This window comes from Paraburkholderia sp. EB58 (genome assembly GCF_050436665.1).
GTDB lineage: Bacteria > Pseudomonadota > Gammaproteobacteria > Burkholderiales > Burkholderiaceae > Paraburkholderia.
Genome location: NZ_JBNDMQ010000005.1, coordinates 138,408 through 152,796, shown reverse-complemented (window position 1 = coordinate 152,796; position 14,389 = coordinate 138,408). Strand labels below are relative to the sequence as shown.

The window sequence follows — 14,389 nt, the reverse complement described above, 5'->3', positions numbered from 1 at the left end:
AGTAAACCGCGATTGTAGCGGATTAGCCAGCCAGTTCGTAACAAGGCGGGGGTAACGCCTGGGTCGCCCCCTGTCCATCGGACTGTGCCCCATTGAGGCCTGGCTCCGCCTCCAGAACTGCGCAGGTCCGCTGGACGTAAGCCGGACGCGGCTGCGCGAGAAAACCATCTTGAAATGCGACCACCCGCAGGCGCGGACGGACCGTGTCGAGCAACTCGCCCGGCGTGAGCAGGAACGCCGGGTTGGATGGCTTGCCGATGGTCTGGTTGCCGTGCGCGAAGGTCTCGTAAATCAGCACACCACCGGGTGCGAGCGCTTCCAGCAGGCACGGGAACAGCGGGCGATGCAGGTAGTTCGTCACCACCACTGCAGCGAATTTCACGCCGTCAGGCAGCGGCCAGGGCGCGCCTTCGAGGTCGGCCGTGAGCGTCGTAATCAGGGGCTCGTCCTGCATCGTGGCAAGCGCCGCCGCATCGCAATCGAGCGCGGTCACCGGATGACCGTGGCCGGCGAACCAGCGCGCGTGCCGCCCTGCTCCCGACGCGACGTCGAGCACGGCACCGCCAGGCGCCACGAGGTGCGTCCAGTGACGCACCCAGCGCGACGGCTCGCCGAGCGGCGCGTGAGAAGCGGTGATAGCGGGTTCGCTCATGGCCTGCAAAAAGCGCTGCGCGCGGTAGATGCCAGACGCTTCAGGTGCGTCAACGGCATCAATTGTACGAGAGGCCCATCGCCTCACGCACATCGCGCATCGTTTCGGTAGCGAACTTGCGGGCCTTGTCGCAGCCGTCGGCGGCGATCGCGCGCAACAGCGACGGATCGTCCATGTACTTCTGCGCGCGTTCGAGCATCGGCTGCTGTTCGCGCAGGATGCCTTCGATCACCGGCTGCTTGCACTCGAGACAACCAATGCCAGCCGTACGGCAGCCCTTTTGCACCCACTCGTGGGTGGACTCGTCCGTGTAGACCTGGTGCAGCTGCCACACCGGGCATTTGTCGGGATCGCCCGGGTCGGTGCGGCGCACGCGTGCCGGGTCGGTCGGCATCGTGCGGACTTTCTTGCCGATGGTCTCAGCGTCTTCGCGCAGGCCGATCGTGTTGCCGTAAGACTTCGACATTTTCTGACCGTCGAGGCCAGGCATGCGCGACGCTTCCGTCAACATGGCTTGCGGCTCGACGAGGATGATCTTGCGCGAGCCTTCGAGGTAGCCAAAGAGGCGCTCACGGTCGTTCATCGACAGGCTTTGCGACTCCTGCAACATCGCGCGAGCCTGTTCGAGGGCTTCGTCGTCGCCTTCCTGCTGGTAGGCGTTGCGCAGTTCGTGATAGAGCTTCGAGCGCTTGCCGCCGAGCTTCTTTGCCGCTTCGTTCGCCTTCTCTTCGAAGCCCGGTTCGCGGCCGTAAAGGTAGTTGAAGCGGCGGGCGATTTCACGCGTCATTTCGACGTGCGGCACCTGGTCTTCGCCCACCGGCACCAGCGAGCCGCGGTACAGCAGAATGTCCGCGGCCATCAGCACCGGATAGCCGAGGAAGCCGTAGGTGGACAGGTCCTTGTCCTTCAGCTTCTCCATCTGCTCCTTGTAGGTCGGCACGCGTTCGAGCCAGCCGAGCGGCGTGCTCATGCCGAGCAGCAGCGCCAGTTCCGCATGCTCGGGAACCTTGCTCTGGATGAAGAGCGTGGCCTGCGCCGGATCGATGCCCGAGGCGAGCCAGTCGATCAGCACTTCCCAGACGTTCTTTTCGATGACCTCAGGCGTTTCGTAGTGGGTCGTGAGCGCGTGCCAGTCGACCACGCAGAAAAAGCACGGATATTCGGACTGCAGCCGGACCCAGTTTTTCAGCACACCGTGATAGTGGCCGAGGTGCAGGGAGCCGGTAGGCCGCATGCCGGAGAAAATACGGTCAGGGAACATGGTTTTATTGAAAAAGCGAAGCGATAGGGGTCAGGATGGCGGTCACGGCGTCATAGCCCAGGCTGACGAGCGGGCTCAACCAGTAGCGGGTCAGGAGGCCCGTCATCACCAGCGCCATCACGATAAAAAAACCATACGGCTCAAGGCGCGATAGCGCAATAGCCTGGCGCGGCGGCAACAATGCGGTCAGGACGCGGCCGCCGTCGAGCGGGGGCAGCGGAAACAGATTGATCACGCCAAGCACCAGGTTGACGCCGACACCGGCCACAGCCATGCGCGTGAAGAACGGTTCCTGAACGCCGGCCACGGACAGCGCCACGCTGATCACGCCCCACATCAGCGCCTGAACAAAATTGCACATCGGCCCGGCCAGCGCGACCCACAGGCTGCCCCAGCGGGGATTGCGCAGATTGCCGAACGCGACCGGCACCGGCTTCGCGTAACCGAACATGAACGCACCGCTGGTGGCAAAGTACAGCAGCAGCGGAATCGCGATCGTCCCGAGCGGGTCGATGTGACGCATCGGATTGAACGAAACGCGACCGAGCGCGTAAGCGGTATTGTCGCCGAGGAGGCGCGCGACGTAACCGTGTGCGGCTTCGTGGAGCGTAATGGCGAAAATCACCGGCAACGCGTAAACCGCGATTGTCTGTATCAGGGAAGAGTCCATAGCCTGCTATTGTAACAACCCCATTGCGTGCGTCTGTCCGCTTTCGCTCATGCAGGCGATCATGCGGCAGGCGATCATGCGGCAGGCGCTCCTGCGATCTCTCATGCCGGCTGTTCCAGGCCAAAGGGCGCCAGGCTGCCGCGCCCTGCCCGCACCAGCACCGGCTCCGCCCCCGTCAGATCGACGATGGTCGACGGCTCGCACGGGCACGGACCGGCGTCGATCACCAGATCGAGTTGTTTCTCAAGCCGCGCGCGGATTTCCTCCGCGTCATTCAGCGGCTGGGTCTCGCCCGGCATGATCAGGGTCGTGCCGAGCAGCGGCTGGCCGAGCTCTTCGAGAATGGCCAGCGTGATCGCGTGATCCGGCACGCGCAGCCCGATGGTCTTGCGCGACGGATGCGACAGCCGCCGCGGCACCTCTTTGGTCGCTTCGAGCACGAACACGTACGGCCCCGGGGTGACCGATTTGATCAAGCGGAATTGACGGTTATCGACCATCGCGAAGTTCGCGAGCTCCGACAGGTCACGCACCAGCAACGACAGCAATTGACGCTCGTCGAGCCCGCGGATCCGCCGCAGCCGTTCTACTGCCGTCTTGTCGTCGAGATGGCAGGCGAGCGCATAGCTCGAATCGGTCGGCAAGGCGACCACGCCGCCGTCATTGATGATCTGCGCGGCCTGCTTGATCAGGCGCGGCTGCGGATTATCGGGATGGAGCCGAAAGAATTGGGACATGGTAGTTATCGTGAGAATCGGACCGGCCAACGGGGCTCCGACAGCACACCCCGCACACCCGGCACATCCTGCCAACGCCGTGCACGCACGAGGCGTGCCGGCGCGAAACCGCGCACCACACGCACGGTCACAACCAGCGTTGCCAGACGGGTGTCAGGTCGGACGGCAACTGCGGCAGACTGCCCAGCTCGACCCGCCCTTCTCCCGCTGCGTGGAAATCGGAGCCGCGCGATGCTTCGAAACCGAAGCGGCGCGCCACATCAGCATATTCGCGATACTGGTCCGGCGTATGACTGCCGGTCACGACTTCGATCGCCTTGCCGCCCAGATCGATAAACTCGCCGAACAATGCATCGAATTCGAGCGGGGTGTATTCGTAGCGCCCCGGATGCGCGATCACGGCTTCGCCGCCGGATACCTGAATCCAGCGGACAGCATCGGCCAGCTTCGACCAGCGGTGGGGAATGTAGCCCGGCTTGCCGTCACCAAGAAAACGCGTGAACGCGTCCTGGGTCGACTTTGCGTAGCCGCTGTCCACCATGAAGCGCGCAAAGTGGGTGCGCGACATCATGTCGGGATTGGAAACGTACTTCAACGCGCCTTCGTAGGCGTTCGGGACACCGAGTGTGGCGAGTTGCTCGCCAATCGCCTCGGCCCGCGCGGCACGGCCGTTACGGGTGCGTGCAAGACCGTCGATGAGCGTCTGGCTGGTCGGATCGACGTGCAGACCAACGATGTGCACCGTGCGCGAAGCCCATGTCACCGAAATCTCCACCCCGCTCAGGTAGCGCATGCCGAGTTCCTCGGCCGCTTCGCGCGCTTCCTGCTGGCCGCCCACTTCGTCATGGTCGGTCAGCGCCCACAAGGTGACGCCGCCCGCGTGCGCGCGACGCGCGACGTCGGCGGGCGCGAACTGGCCATCGGAAACGGTGGAGTGACAGTGGAGGTCGGCGTTCATCTGTGTCTTAAGAGGGTTCTGCATTCATTTTACTGCAACGCAGTAAGCCGAGCAGACGATTCGATGACGCGCAATCCTTTACGGAAAATTCAGCCCGGCAAAAATATCATGCGCAAAATGCCTCGATCAACGCAGCAACCTGCTCGGGCTGATCGTGATGAACCATGTGCCCGGCGTCCTCAATGATCTTTTCGCGCCAATCGGGAAACGCGCTGAAACGCGCCTTGAATTCGTCGAGCGGCACTTCGCCGGCAATCTGGGCGAGGGTCGGCGAGCCGGCAGCCTCGACATGCAGCACCTTGGCGCGAACGTTGGCCCAGACCGCCGTGATTTCGTCGAGGCGGTACAGGAGCGGGCTGCGCAGCTTGTGCGCCGGATCGGCCTGCAGCATGAAACCGCCCTCGCCGTCCGGCTTCGACCAGTGCTCGGCGAGAAAGCGCGCCCGGTGCGGCGCGAGGCGCGGATTGGTCTTTGTCAGGCGTGCCGCGACTTCATCGAGCGAGGCGTAATGCTTCAGCTGCGGCGGCTCGCGCAATTCGTCGAGCCAACTGCGCAAACGCTTCGGCGACTGGCTTGCCTTCGCGGCCGCGAGGCCGAAGCCTTCCAGGTCCACGACCCGCCGAACCCGCTCCGGGCGCGCGCCGGCATAGAGACAAACCACGTTCGCTCCCATGCTGTGCCCCACCAGGTTCACTTCGCCGGACGGCACGTAGTGGTCGAGCAGCGCGTCGAGGTCGGAGACGTACTCCTGAAACCAGTAGCTGCCGCCGCCCCGCTCCGCCACCGGCCAGTCGGACAGCCCGAAACCACGAGCGTCAGGCGCGATGACCTGCCAGTCGCCACCAAGCGCGTCCACGACGAACTGGAACGACGCCGCGACGTCCATCCAGCCGTGCAGCATGAAAAGCGCCGGGGCGCCCGGATTGCCCCAGCGCCGCACGTGCAGACGCACGCCGCGCACGGCGATGAAATCGGACTCGGGAGTGTTCATGAGCAGGCCGCACCTGAAAAAAAGAATGACCGTTCGATTATAACGAGATGGGCGGCGAACGGAAGACGCGCAGACGGTACGGCACGCCGAGGAACCGCTCAATCCGCAGCCGGCGGGCTCGCCTCGAGACCGGCCAGTGCGGCCAGTTCCGCCTCGTCGAACCCGGCGTCGCGGCGCGCCTCGAAATTGAACGGACCGCGTAATTTCGGTGCGTGATACTGCTCGGCAAGGCGGACGTAGGTGGTGTGTGGATCGAGACCGCCCTGTTCGCACAGGTGGCGGAACCAGCGGTTACCGATTAGCACGTGGCCGATCTCGTCGCGCAGGATCACGTCGAGAATCGCCGCCGACGCGTGATCGCCCGCCTGCTGCAGCCTCGCGCGGATCGGCGGCGAGGCGTCGAGGCCGCGGGCTTCCAGGGTGCGCGGCACCAGCGCCATGCGCGCCAGGACGTCGCCGCGTGTGCGCTCGCACATATCCCACAGGCCATCGTGGGCGGGAAAATCGCCGTAAGCGTGCCCGAACTCGGCAAGCCGTGCGACCAGCAGCGAGAAATGGTGGGCTTCTTCGGCTGCCACCTTGAGCCAGTCGGTGTAGAAGGCGGCCGGCATACCGCCGAAGCGCCAGACCGCGTCGAGAGCGAGATTGATGGCGTTGAATTCGATGTGTGCCAGCGCGTGCAGCAGCACGGCGCGACCCTCGGCCGATTGCATGCTGCGCCGGCCGAGCTTGCGCGGTTCCACGAGCTCCGGGCGATCCGGCCGTCCTGGCAAGCCGGGCGGCTCGTCGATCAGGGTCGAAGGCGAGCAGGCTGCGCTGCCTTGCTGCACGCTGGCATACAGAGCCCGAGTGGCGTCGGCCTTGGCGAGCGGATCGCGCTCACGCAGCGCGCGAAGCGCCTCGGTGCGCGCGCAGAGCGGTTGTAAAGAGGCGCAAGGGACAGCGGGAACGGCGGAATTCATTGTGGCGGAACCGGAAAACGGCTGGGAAAGAGCCCGGAAGCGGATGGATGGGAAGGCTCGGCAAGCACCGCGAAACCGGCTGCGAATTAGCCGCAAAGCATACGCGCCGGTAGGCGGTACGAGCTCGACTTCACGCAGGCATTCGGCCGGCGGACGACTCAATGCACGCCGCAGCCTCGTTGGCGGCGCCGAGCGGCCCATCCGCACAACCGTTTACAATACGCCATTCGATCATACCGCGCGGCCTTTGCGCTGCCGTCACGCCCGCCATGGCCGGCGCGGCGACCGATCAACAGCAACCATCTTGCATGGACCCCGGAGACACTGTGGCAATTTACAAGCTTGGCGATGCAGCCCCGAATATCCATGAAAGCGTGTTCGTCGCGGACACCGCGACCATCATCGGCAAAGTTGTGCTCGAGGAAAACTCGAGTGTCTGGTTTGGCGCGGCCATCCGCGGCGACAACGAACTGATTTCGGTCGGCCCGGGCAGCAATGTCCAGGAAGGCGCCGTGCTGCATACCGATCCCGGCTACCCGCTGACCATCGAAGCCAATGTGACGATAGGCCATCAGGCCATGCTGCACGGCTGCACCGTCAAGGAAGGCGCGCTCGTCGGAATTCAGGCGGTGGTCTTGAATGGTGCGGTTATCGGCCGCAACTGTCTGGTCGGAGCAGGCGCCGTCGTCACCGAGGGCAAGGTATTTCCTGACAATTCGCTGATTCTGGGCGCGCCGGCCAAGGTCGTGCGCGAACTGACGGAAGCTGACATCGCCGGCATGCACCGTAACGCAGCCAATTACGCTGAGCGGCGCGCTTATTTCAAGGCGCAGCTGGTGCGTATCGGCTAAGCATGCCGCACGCGCAGCATCGAGCTGTGCCATTTGACCGAGGAAAAGTTGTGAACGACCAGTTGCAAAAATTCATGTTCAGCGCGGCGCCTGTGCGTGGCGAGATTGTTTCGCTGCGCAACACGTGGCAAGAAGTGCTGACCCGCCGCGACTATCCGGCGCCGGTGCGCACGATACTCGGCGAAATGATGGCCGCGTGTGCGCTGCTGTCGGCGAATCTGAAGTTCGACGGCACGCTCATCATGCAGATTTTCGGCGACGGTCCGGTCAAGATGCTGGTGGTGCAATGCAGCTCCGACCTGTCGATGCGCGCCACCGCCAAGTTTTCCGGTGAAGCGGACACCACGATCGGCGACGACACGACGCTCGTCGAACTGGTGAATGCCAGCGGCCACGGTCGCTGCGTGATCACGCTCGACCCGCGCGTCAAGCAGCCGGGCCAGCAGCCCTACCAGGGCATCGTGCCGCTGTCGGGCCTCGACGGTCCGCTCAAATCGATGGCGGAGGTGCTCGAGCACTACATGCACCACTCGGAGCAGCTCGACACGCGCCTGTGGCTCGCGGCCAATACCGAACGCGCCGTCGGTATGCTGCTGCAGAAGCTGCCCGGCGACGGTGGCATCGTCCCGCATCCGGGCGAGCTCGACGTCGACACGTGGGAACGTGTCTGCACGCTCGGCGGCACGTTGTCGCAGGACGAACTGCTGAAGGAAGAACCAGAGACCGTCTTCCGGCGCCTTTTCTGGCAAGAGAACGTTCAGCATTTCGAACCGGCGCCGGCGCGTTTCGAGTGCAGCTGCTCGCGTGAGAAGGTCGGGGCGATGCTGAAAATGCTGGGCCGCGAAGAGGTGGATAGCGTGATCGAAGAACGCGGCCACGTCGAGATTCACTGCGAATTCTGCAACCAGCGCTACGAGTTCGACCCGGTCGATGTGGCGCAACTTTTTGTCGCCAGCGGACTCTCAGAAGGAGTCTCTCCCGCTGCGGACCAGCGGCATTAAGAGGCGTTAATCGCGCTGCTTACCAGCTGCTCGGACTGTTCGGACGGTGGGCGGCGCGATATCGTGGAACATGGGTGGCGCCCTCTGCTCTCCGTTTGCTTAGGGGTGCGACCGATGGAGGTGAAAACAATGAACAACTCTAAGCCATTGCTACCAACCGTTCGCACCGTCGTCGCGCTATCGCTTGTCGCGGGAGCCGTGATGCTGACCGGGTGCACGCTGGACCCGCCGGGTCCTTCGCCGATCTACAGCCGCCTGCCTGCCGACCAGTCCGGCTTACCTAACGGCACCCATCCTCTGACGGAAGAAGAGCGCCAGCGCTACGACTCCATCGACAAGCAGGTGATGGCCGAACAGAACCAGGCCATCGCTGCCGATAACGCCGCTCAGGCGTGGGCGCGCTATTACACGCCGCCAGTCACGGTTTATGGCGGGTACTACGGTGGTGGCTGGGGCCCGGGCTGGGGTGGAGGCGTGGGTGTGGGTTATGCGCCGGGCTGGGGATGGGGCTGGTGAGGCAGCAGGCTTGCGGCGTGAATCAATGCGCCGGCTTCTTCTCTTTCGAACTCTTGTCCTTCGCGTCCTTACCACCGTGCTTGCGATCCGGCTTCGCCCGCGATTCCGGATTCGGCACCACGCGTACCGGCGCGGCCGAAACCTCGCCGCGCGTCGAGGTCGTCGTCGACGCGTTGTTCGGAGTCGGCAACGGCGCATTGGGCGAGACGAACTGCACGAACACTTCGCCGTCCTTCACCATGCCCATCTCGTAACGCGCGCGCTCTTCCACGGCAGCCGTGCCGCTCTGCAGATCCTGCACTTCGCCCGCAATGCGATCGTTGCGCAGCTTCTCGTCGGCGTTCTTCTGCATCTGCTGCGCCAGTTCACCTTGCAGCTCGTGGACGCGCAGCCAGCCGCCATGCCCCCACCAAAGCGGGTACTGGATCAACACCAGCAGTACGATCAGGACAGCAGTGACAAGCCGCATGAAGTAAGCACAATAAATACACGCCGCCCTGCGCTATACGCAGGGCGGCGTGCTGAATCAGAAACGAAAGAGAACCGGCTCAATGGTCAAGCCTGGCGGTCAAGGCTGGCGTTCAACGCAGGTTGTAAAACGCCGACTTGCCCGGGTAGCTGGCGATATCGCCCAGATCCTCTTCAATGCGCAGCAACTGGTTGTACTTCGAGATACGGTCGCTACGCGACAGCGAACCCGTCTTGATCTGACCGGCGTTCAGGCCAACGGCGATATCGGCAATCGTCGAATCTTCCGTTTCGCCCGAGCGGTGCGAGATCACAGCCGTGTAGCCGGCTCGTTTGGCCATTTCGATCGCGGCGAAGGTCTCCGTCAGCGTACCGATCTGGTTGATCTTGATCAGGATCGAGTTGGCGATGCCCTTGTCGATGCCTTCCTTCAGGATGCGCGTGTTGGTGACGAACAGGTCGTCGCCAACCAGCTGGATCTTCTTGCCGAGCTTGTCGGTCAGGATCTTCCAGCCCGCCCAGTCGCTTTCGTGCATGCCGTCTTCGATCGAGACGATCGGGAACTTGTCGGCGAGCGCACCCAGGTAGTCCGCAAATTCCGTCGACGACAGTTGCAGGCCTTCGCCAGCCAACTGGTACTTGCCGTCGTGGTAGAACTCGCTCGCGGCGCAGTCGAGTGCCAGCAGCACGTCTTCGCCAGCGCGATAGCCTGCTTTTTCGATAGCTTGCAGGATGGTCGAAAGACACTCGTCGTTGCTGCCGAAGTTCGGCGCGAAGCCGCCTTCGTCGCCCACGGCCGTGCTCATGCCGCGGTCGCTCAGGATCTTCTTCAGCGCGTGGAACACTTCAGCGCCGCAGCGCAGTGCTTCGCGGAAGGTCGGCTGGCTGACCGGCACAATCATGAATTCCTGGATGTCCAGGCTGTTGTTGGCGTGCGCGCCACCGTTGACGATGTTCATCATCGGCACCGGCAGCTGCATCGCACCCGAGCCACCGAAGTAGCGGTACAGCGGCAGACCGGCTTCTTCAGCCGCGGCCTTGGCAACCGCCATCGAGACCGCCAGCATCGCGTTCGCGCCGAGACGCGACTTGTTGTCGGTGCCGTCGAGTTCGAGCAGGGTCTTGTCGAGGAAAGCTTGCTCGGAAGCGTCGAGGCCCATGATCGCTTCGGAGATTTCGGTGTTGATGTGCTCAACAGCCTTCAGCACACCCTTGCCGCCGTAACGGCCGGTTTCGCCGTCGCGCAGTTCGATCGCTTCGCGCGAACCCGTCGATGCACCCGACGGCACCGCAGCGCGGCCCATCGTGCCCGACTCGAGCAGCACGTCGCATTCGACGGTGGGGTTGCCTCGCGAATCGAGAATCTCTCGACCGATGATATCTACGATAGCACTCATGGTTTCCTCAAGAAATGACGTTGGATTCTTACGGTGAAACGGCGTCTGACGTGCGAGGCGCAGCCTCTAACCAGACACTTTGGACGACCATTGGGTTCCAATCGGGGCTCAAAGCGGGGACCAAATCCGACTCAGACGCGCCGCGCCGGCTCATGGGTCGACACAGCGCGCGGATCAGCATCAGTTGAAATCGCTTTCGAGGAACGGCGTGCGCTTCACGGCCTGATCGAGCGTCAGCAAGGTCTCAAGCAGATCCGCCATGCGATGCAGCGGCACAGCGTTCGGTCCGTCCGACATCGCCTTCGCCGGATTCGGATGGGTTTCCATGAAGAGTCCCGCCACGCCGACAGCCACTGCGGCACGGGCCAGCACCGGCACGAATTCGCGCTGACCGCCCGAGCTGGTGCCCTGCCCGCCCGGCAACTGCACCGAGTGGGTGGCATCGAACACGACCGGCGCATTGGTTTCGCGCATGATCGCGAGCGAGCGCATGTCCGACACCAGGTTGTTATACCCGAACGACACGCCGCGCTCGCAGGCCATGAAGCGGTCTTCCGACAGACCCGCTTCACGCGCGGCATCACGCGCCTTGTCGATCACGTTCTTCATGTCGTGCGGCGCGAGAAACTGGCCCTTCTTGATGTTGACCGGTTTGCCCGAGCGCGCGCAGGCGTGAATGAAGTCCGTCTGACGGCACAGGAAAGCCGGCGTCTGCAGCACGTCGACCACCGAGGCGACCTGTTCGATCTCGTGTTCCGAGTGCACGTCAGTCAGTACGGGCAAGCCGAGCTGGCGCTTCACTTCCGACAGGATGCGCAGGCCTTCGTCCATGCCCAGACCGCGGAACGACTTGCCGCTGCTGCGATTGGCCTTGTCGTACGACGATTTGTAGATGAACGGGATGTTCAGCTTCGCGCAGATTTCCTTCAGCCGGCCAGCCACGTCGATCGTCATCTGTTCGGATTCGACGACACAGGTGCCCGCGATCAGGAAAAACGGCTTGTCCAGCCCGATTTCGAAATCGCCCAGTTTCATGCTTTCTCCTCGACGAGCGACTGCTGATGCGCCAGCGCCGCTTCGACGAACGATTTGAACAGCGGATGCCCATCGCGCGGCGTGGACGTGAATTCCGGGTGGAATTGCACGCCGACAAACCACGGGTGCATGCTGCGCGGCAATTCCATCATTTCCGGCAGATCTTCACTCGGGGTACGGGCGCTGATGATAAGGCCGCCCGCTTCGAGCTGGGGCACGAAGCGGTTATTGACTTCATAACGGTGGCGATGACGTTCGTTCACGTCCTTGCCATAGATCTCTTCGGCCATCGTGCCGGGCTTGATCGGGCAACGCTGTGAACCGAGACGCATCGTGCCGCCGAGGTCCGACTCTTCCGTGCGCTTTTCGACACGGCCGTCACGGTCGTACCACTCGGTGATCAGCGCGACCACACGGTTCGGCGTGCCCGGATCGAATTCGGTGCTGTTCGCATCTTTCAGACCCACCACGTCGCGAGCGAATTCGATCACGGCCAGTTGCATGCCGAGACAGATGCCGAGGTACGGTACTTTCGCTTCACGCGCATAGCGGATTGCAGCGATCTTGCCTTCGGTGCCGCGCCGGCCGAAGCCGCCCGGGACCAGCACCGCGTCGAGATGCTTCAGGCTCTCGACGCCTTGCGTTTCGATCTCTTCCGAGTCGATGTATTCGATATTGACCTTGGTCGACGTATGAATCGACGCATGGCGCAGCGCTTCGATCAGCGACTTGTACGACTCCGTCAGGTCGACGTACTTGCCAACCATGCCGATCGTGACTTCGTGCTTCGGATGTTCGAGCTTCTCGACCATCGCCGACCACATGGACAGGTCAGCGGGCTTCGGCGTGAGCTTGAGCTCTTCGCAGACGATCGCATCCATGCCCTGGTCGTGCAGCATTTGCGGAATCTTGTAGATGCTGTCCGCGTCCCACACCGAGATCACGGCGTCTTCCGGCACGTTCGAGAACATCGAGATCTTCGCGCGTTCGTCGTCCGGGATGCGGCGGTCGGCACGGCACAGCAGCACGTGCGGCGAGATACCGATTTCGCGCAGCTTCTGCACGCTATGCTGGGTGGGCTTGGTCTTCAGTTCGCCGGCCGTAGCGACCCAGGGCACCAGCGTCAGGTGCACGAAGCAGGCGCTATTGCGGCCGAGACGCAGGCTCATCTGACGAGCGGCTTCGAGGAACGGCAGCGATTCGATATCGCCCACCGTACCGCCGACTTCGACAATGGCGACATCCGGCTCACCGCACGTCGCAGAGGCTGCGCCGCGCTCGATAAAGGCCTGGATTTCGTTCGTGATGTGCGGGATCACCTGCACGGTCTTGCCCAGATAGTCGCCGCGGCGTTCCTTGCGGATCACCGATTCGTAAATCTGGCCCGTGGTGAAGTTGTTGGCCTTGCGCATCTTCGTGCTGATGAAGCGCTCATAGTGGCCGAGGTCGAGGTCAGTCTCCGCCCCATCTTCCGTCACGAACACTTCGCCGTGTTGAAACGGGCTCATCGTGCCGGGGTCGACATTGATGTAGGGATCGAGCTTGAGGAGGGTGACTTTCAGACCGCGCGATTCGAGGATCGCGGCGAGGGAAGCGGCGGCAATACCCTTGCCGAGGGAAGAAACTACGCCGCCGGTGACGAAAACATATTTGGTCATCGCTGGATGCTCGCGGGAAAAACGGATTATACCGTAAAGCAGGGTCTCAACCCAGCAAAATGCGCGGCATCCGCGCCGATCCTGCACCGTTTTATGTACCGCCTGCCGCTGCCTTGCTGCTCGCGTGCTGCTCACATATTGCTATCCAGCTTTGACGCGGCATACATGAATCCATTCGTGCATGTTACCGCCGGTTTCGCGCGATGTGCAGATTCACACGGTATTTAACACATGCTCGTGGCCGACCGGTTGATGGGCACCTCCATGCCTGCGCTCCCCTCGATTCACCTGCATGCAGTCACTCATGCAACCGCCGCCGCGCGCCCTCCCCCTCTCAAACGGCCGCTGCCGAAATCGGGGTTCGGCGGATACACCACGGTCCCATCAGGCACGCCGCTCCAGTTCGCGCAGCATCCGCTGCACCGCCCGCGCGGTTTCCAGCGGCTTTTCCATGGGATACAGGTGGCTTCCCTCGATCCATTCGAGGTGACCGCCGGTCGCGCGACGCGTGGCGTCCAGTCCGGCCTGACGGATTTCCTTCGAGTGCGTCCCGGCGATGAACCCGACCGGCACCGGCACGCCGCGGGCGAGCCGCGAGCCGAGCGTATGCGGCAAGGTCTTGTAGATCTTGTACTCCGTGAGGCGATCGAACGCGAGCGCACGCTTGCCGTCGGACGAACTCTGCGGAATGCCGAAGTCGATATAGTCGGACAGCATCCTTTCGTCCCAGCGCGCAAAGGCGGGCTTCGAGTGAAAGTGCCGCCAGGCTTCGTCGCGGCTCGCCCATTGGGTGCGGCGCGTGCGTGTGGCGGCCGCGGGCGAGAGGCGCTCGTCGAGACCGGTCCATTGCGACACGCGCAGCATGCTGCTACGCCAGCCGGCAACCACCGGCGAATCGAGCATCACCACCCCTTTCACCCACTGCGGTTTTTTCAGCGCGGCCATCAGCGACAGATACCCGCCGAGCGAATGGCCGACCAGCCATACCGGCTGCTCATAGGACCGGCTGATGTCATCGAGCAACTGTTCGACCAGATGCGGCCAGTCTTGCGTCACCGGAAAGCGCGCGTCGTGGCCGATGCGTTCAATAAAACGCACGTCGTAGTCGTCGGCAAGCTCGGCGAAGATGGTCCGGTAGGTCGACGCGGGAAAACCGTTCGCGTGCGAGAAGTGAATGATATTTTTCAAGTGCGGCTGTCTCCGTTCCTGATTCTGTTAGCCGAGGGGCACGG

At 63.1% G+C, this 14,389-nt stretch carries 15 protein-coding genes; 3 read left to right on the top strand and 12 right to left on the bottom strand.

What is annotated here, in order from left to right; all coding sequences use genetic code 11:
- Positions 1-22 precede the first annotated feature (22 nt).
- The 7 genes from P3T40_RS09550 to P3T40_RS09520 all read right to left on the bottom strand — a co-directional run bounded on the left by P3T40_RS09550 (position 23) and on the right by P3T40_RS09520 (position 6,231).
- Positions 23-652 carry a class I SAM-dependent methyltransferase gene (locus P3T40_RS09550; RefSeq protein WP_429267444.1) on the bottom strand — a complete coding sequence of 210 codons (630 nt, stop codon included), beginning with the start codon at positions 650-652 and terminating at the stop codon, positions 23-25.
- 58 nt (positions 653-710) lie between these two features.
- Positions 711-1,913, bottom strand: coding sequence for a tryptophan--tRNA ligase (locus tag P3T40_RS09545; RefSeq protein ID WP_429267443.1), 1,203 nt, complete (start codon positions 1,911-1,913; stop codon positions 711-713).
- Between the two features lie 4 nt (positions 1,914-1,917).
- The gene (locus P3T40_RS09540; RefSeq protein WP_429267442.1) at positions 1,918-2,583 is read right to left on the bottom strand and encodes a site-2 protease family protein; all 666 of its coding nucleotides are present in this window, start codon (positions 2,581-2,583) and stop codon (positions 1,918-1,920) included.
- A 101-nt stretch (positions 2,584-2,684) separates the two neighbouring features.
- Entirely contained in the window at positions 2,685-3,320 is a 636-nt protein-coding gene (locus P3T40_RS09535) for an L-threonylcarbamoyladenylate synthase (protein ID WP_429267633.1), read from the bottom strand.
- Positions 3,321-3,447: 127 nt separating this feature from the next.
- Entirely contained in the window at positions 3,448-4,278 is an 831-nt protein-coding gene (locus P3T40_RS09530) for a 3',5'-nucleoside bisphosphate phosphatase (protein ID WP_429267632.1), read from the bottom strand.
- Between the two features lie 106 nt (positions 4,279-4,384).
- Entirely contained in the window at positions 4,385-5,269 is an 885-nt protein-coding gene (locus tag P3T40_RS09525; protein ID WP_429267441.1) for an alpha/beta fold hydrolase, read from the bottom strand.
- A 98-nt stretch (positions 5,270-5,367) separates the two neighbouring features.
- A complete protein-coding gene (locus tag P3T40_RS09520) occupies positions 5,368-6,231 on the bottom strand; it encodes a ferritin-like domain-containing protein (protein WP_429267440.1) in 864 nt (287 codons plus the stop codon).
- 326 nt (positions 6,232-6,557) lie between these two features.
- On the opposite strand from P3T40_RS09520, the gene P3T40_RS09515 reads away from it, so the two are divergent.
- The 3 genes from P3T40_RS09515 to P3T40_RS09505 all read left to right on the top strand — a co-directional run bounded on the left by P3T40_RS09515 (position 6,558) and on the right by P3T40_RS09505 (position 8,599).
- Positions 6,558-7,082: a gamma carbonic anhydrase family protein gene (locus P3T40_RS09515; protein WP_429267631.1), complete on the top strand. Its 525-nt coding sequence runs from the start codon at positions 6,558-6,560 to the stop codon at positions 7,080-7,082.
- Positions 7,083-7,132: 50 nt separating this feature from the next.
- Positions 7,133-8,083, top strand: a complete 951-nt coding sequence (gene hslO / locus P3T40_RS09510; RefSeq protein ID WP_429267439.1) for an Hsp33 family molecular chaperone HslO — start codon at positions 7,133-7,135, stop codon at positions 8,081-8,083.
- Positions 8,084-8,212: 129 nt separating this feature from the next.
- Positions 8,213-8,599 carry a hypothetical protein gene (locus P3T40_RS09505; RefSeq protein WP_429267438.1) on the top strand — a complete coding sequence of 129 codons (387 nt, stop codon included), beginning with the start codon at positions 8,213-8,215 and terminating at the stop codon, positions 8,597-8,599.
- A gap of 22 nt (positions 8,600-8,621) precedes the next feature.
- On the opposite strand, the gene ftsB is transcribed toward P3T40_RS09505, so the two are convergent.
- The 5 genes from ftsB to P3T40_RS09480 all read right to left on the bottom strand — a co-directional run bounded on the left by ftsB (position 8,622) and on the right by P3T40_RS09480 (position 14,345).
- Complete coding sequence (ftsB, locus tag P3T40_RS09500) at positions 8,622-9,068, bottom strand: cell division protein FtsB (RefSeq protein WP_429267437.1); 447 nt, start codon at positions 9,066-9,068, stop codon at positions 8,622-8,624.
- Between the two features lie 112 nt (positions 9,069-9,180).
- Complete coding sequence (gene eno, locus P3T40_RS09495; protein ID WP_429267436.1) at positions 9,181-10,464, bottom strand: phosphopyruvate hydratase; 1,284 nt, start codon at positions 10,462-10,464, stop codon at positions 9,181-9,183.
- 180 nt (positions 10,465-10,644) lie between these two features.
- On the bottom strand, positions 10,645-11,499 hold the full coding sequence (kdsA, locus tag P3T40_RS09490) for a 3-deoxy-8-phosphooctulonate synthase (protein ID WP_429267435.1): 855 nt from the start codon (positions 11,497-11,499) through the stop codon (positions 10,645-10,647).
- Positions 11,496-13,157 (bottom strand): CTP synthase, encoded by a 1,662-nt coding sequence (locus tag P3T40_RS09485; RefSeq protein WP_429267434.1) that lies wholly within the window; start codon positions 13,155-13,157, stop codon positions 11,496-11,498. The genes kdsA and P3T40_RS09485 overlap by 4 nt, the downstream gene beginning before the upstream one ends.
- A 384-nt stretch (positions 13,158-13,541) precedes the next feature.
- Positions 13,542-14,345, bottom strand: coding sequence for an alpha/beta fold hydrolase (locus P3T40_RS09480; protein ID WP_429267433.1), 804 nt, complete (start codon positions 14,343-14,345; stop codon positions 13,542-13,544).
- Positions 14,346-14,389 lie beyond the last annotated feature (44 nt).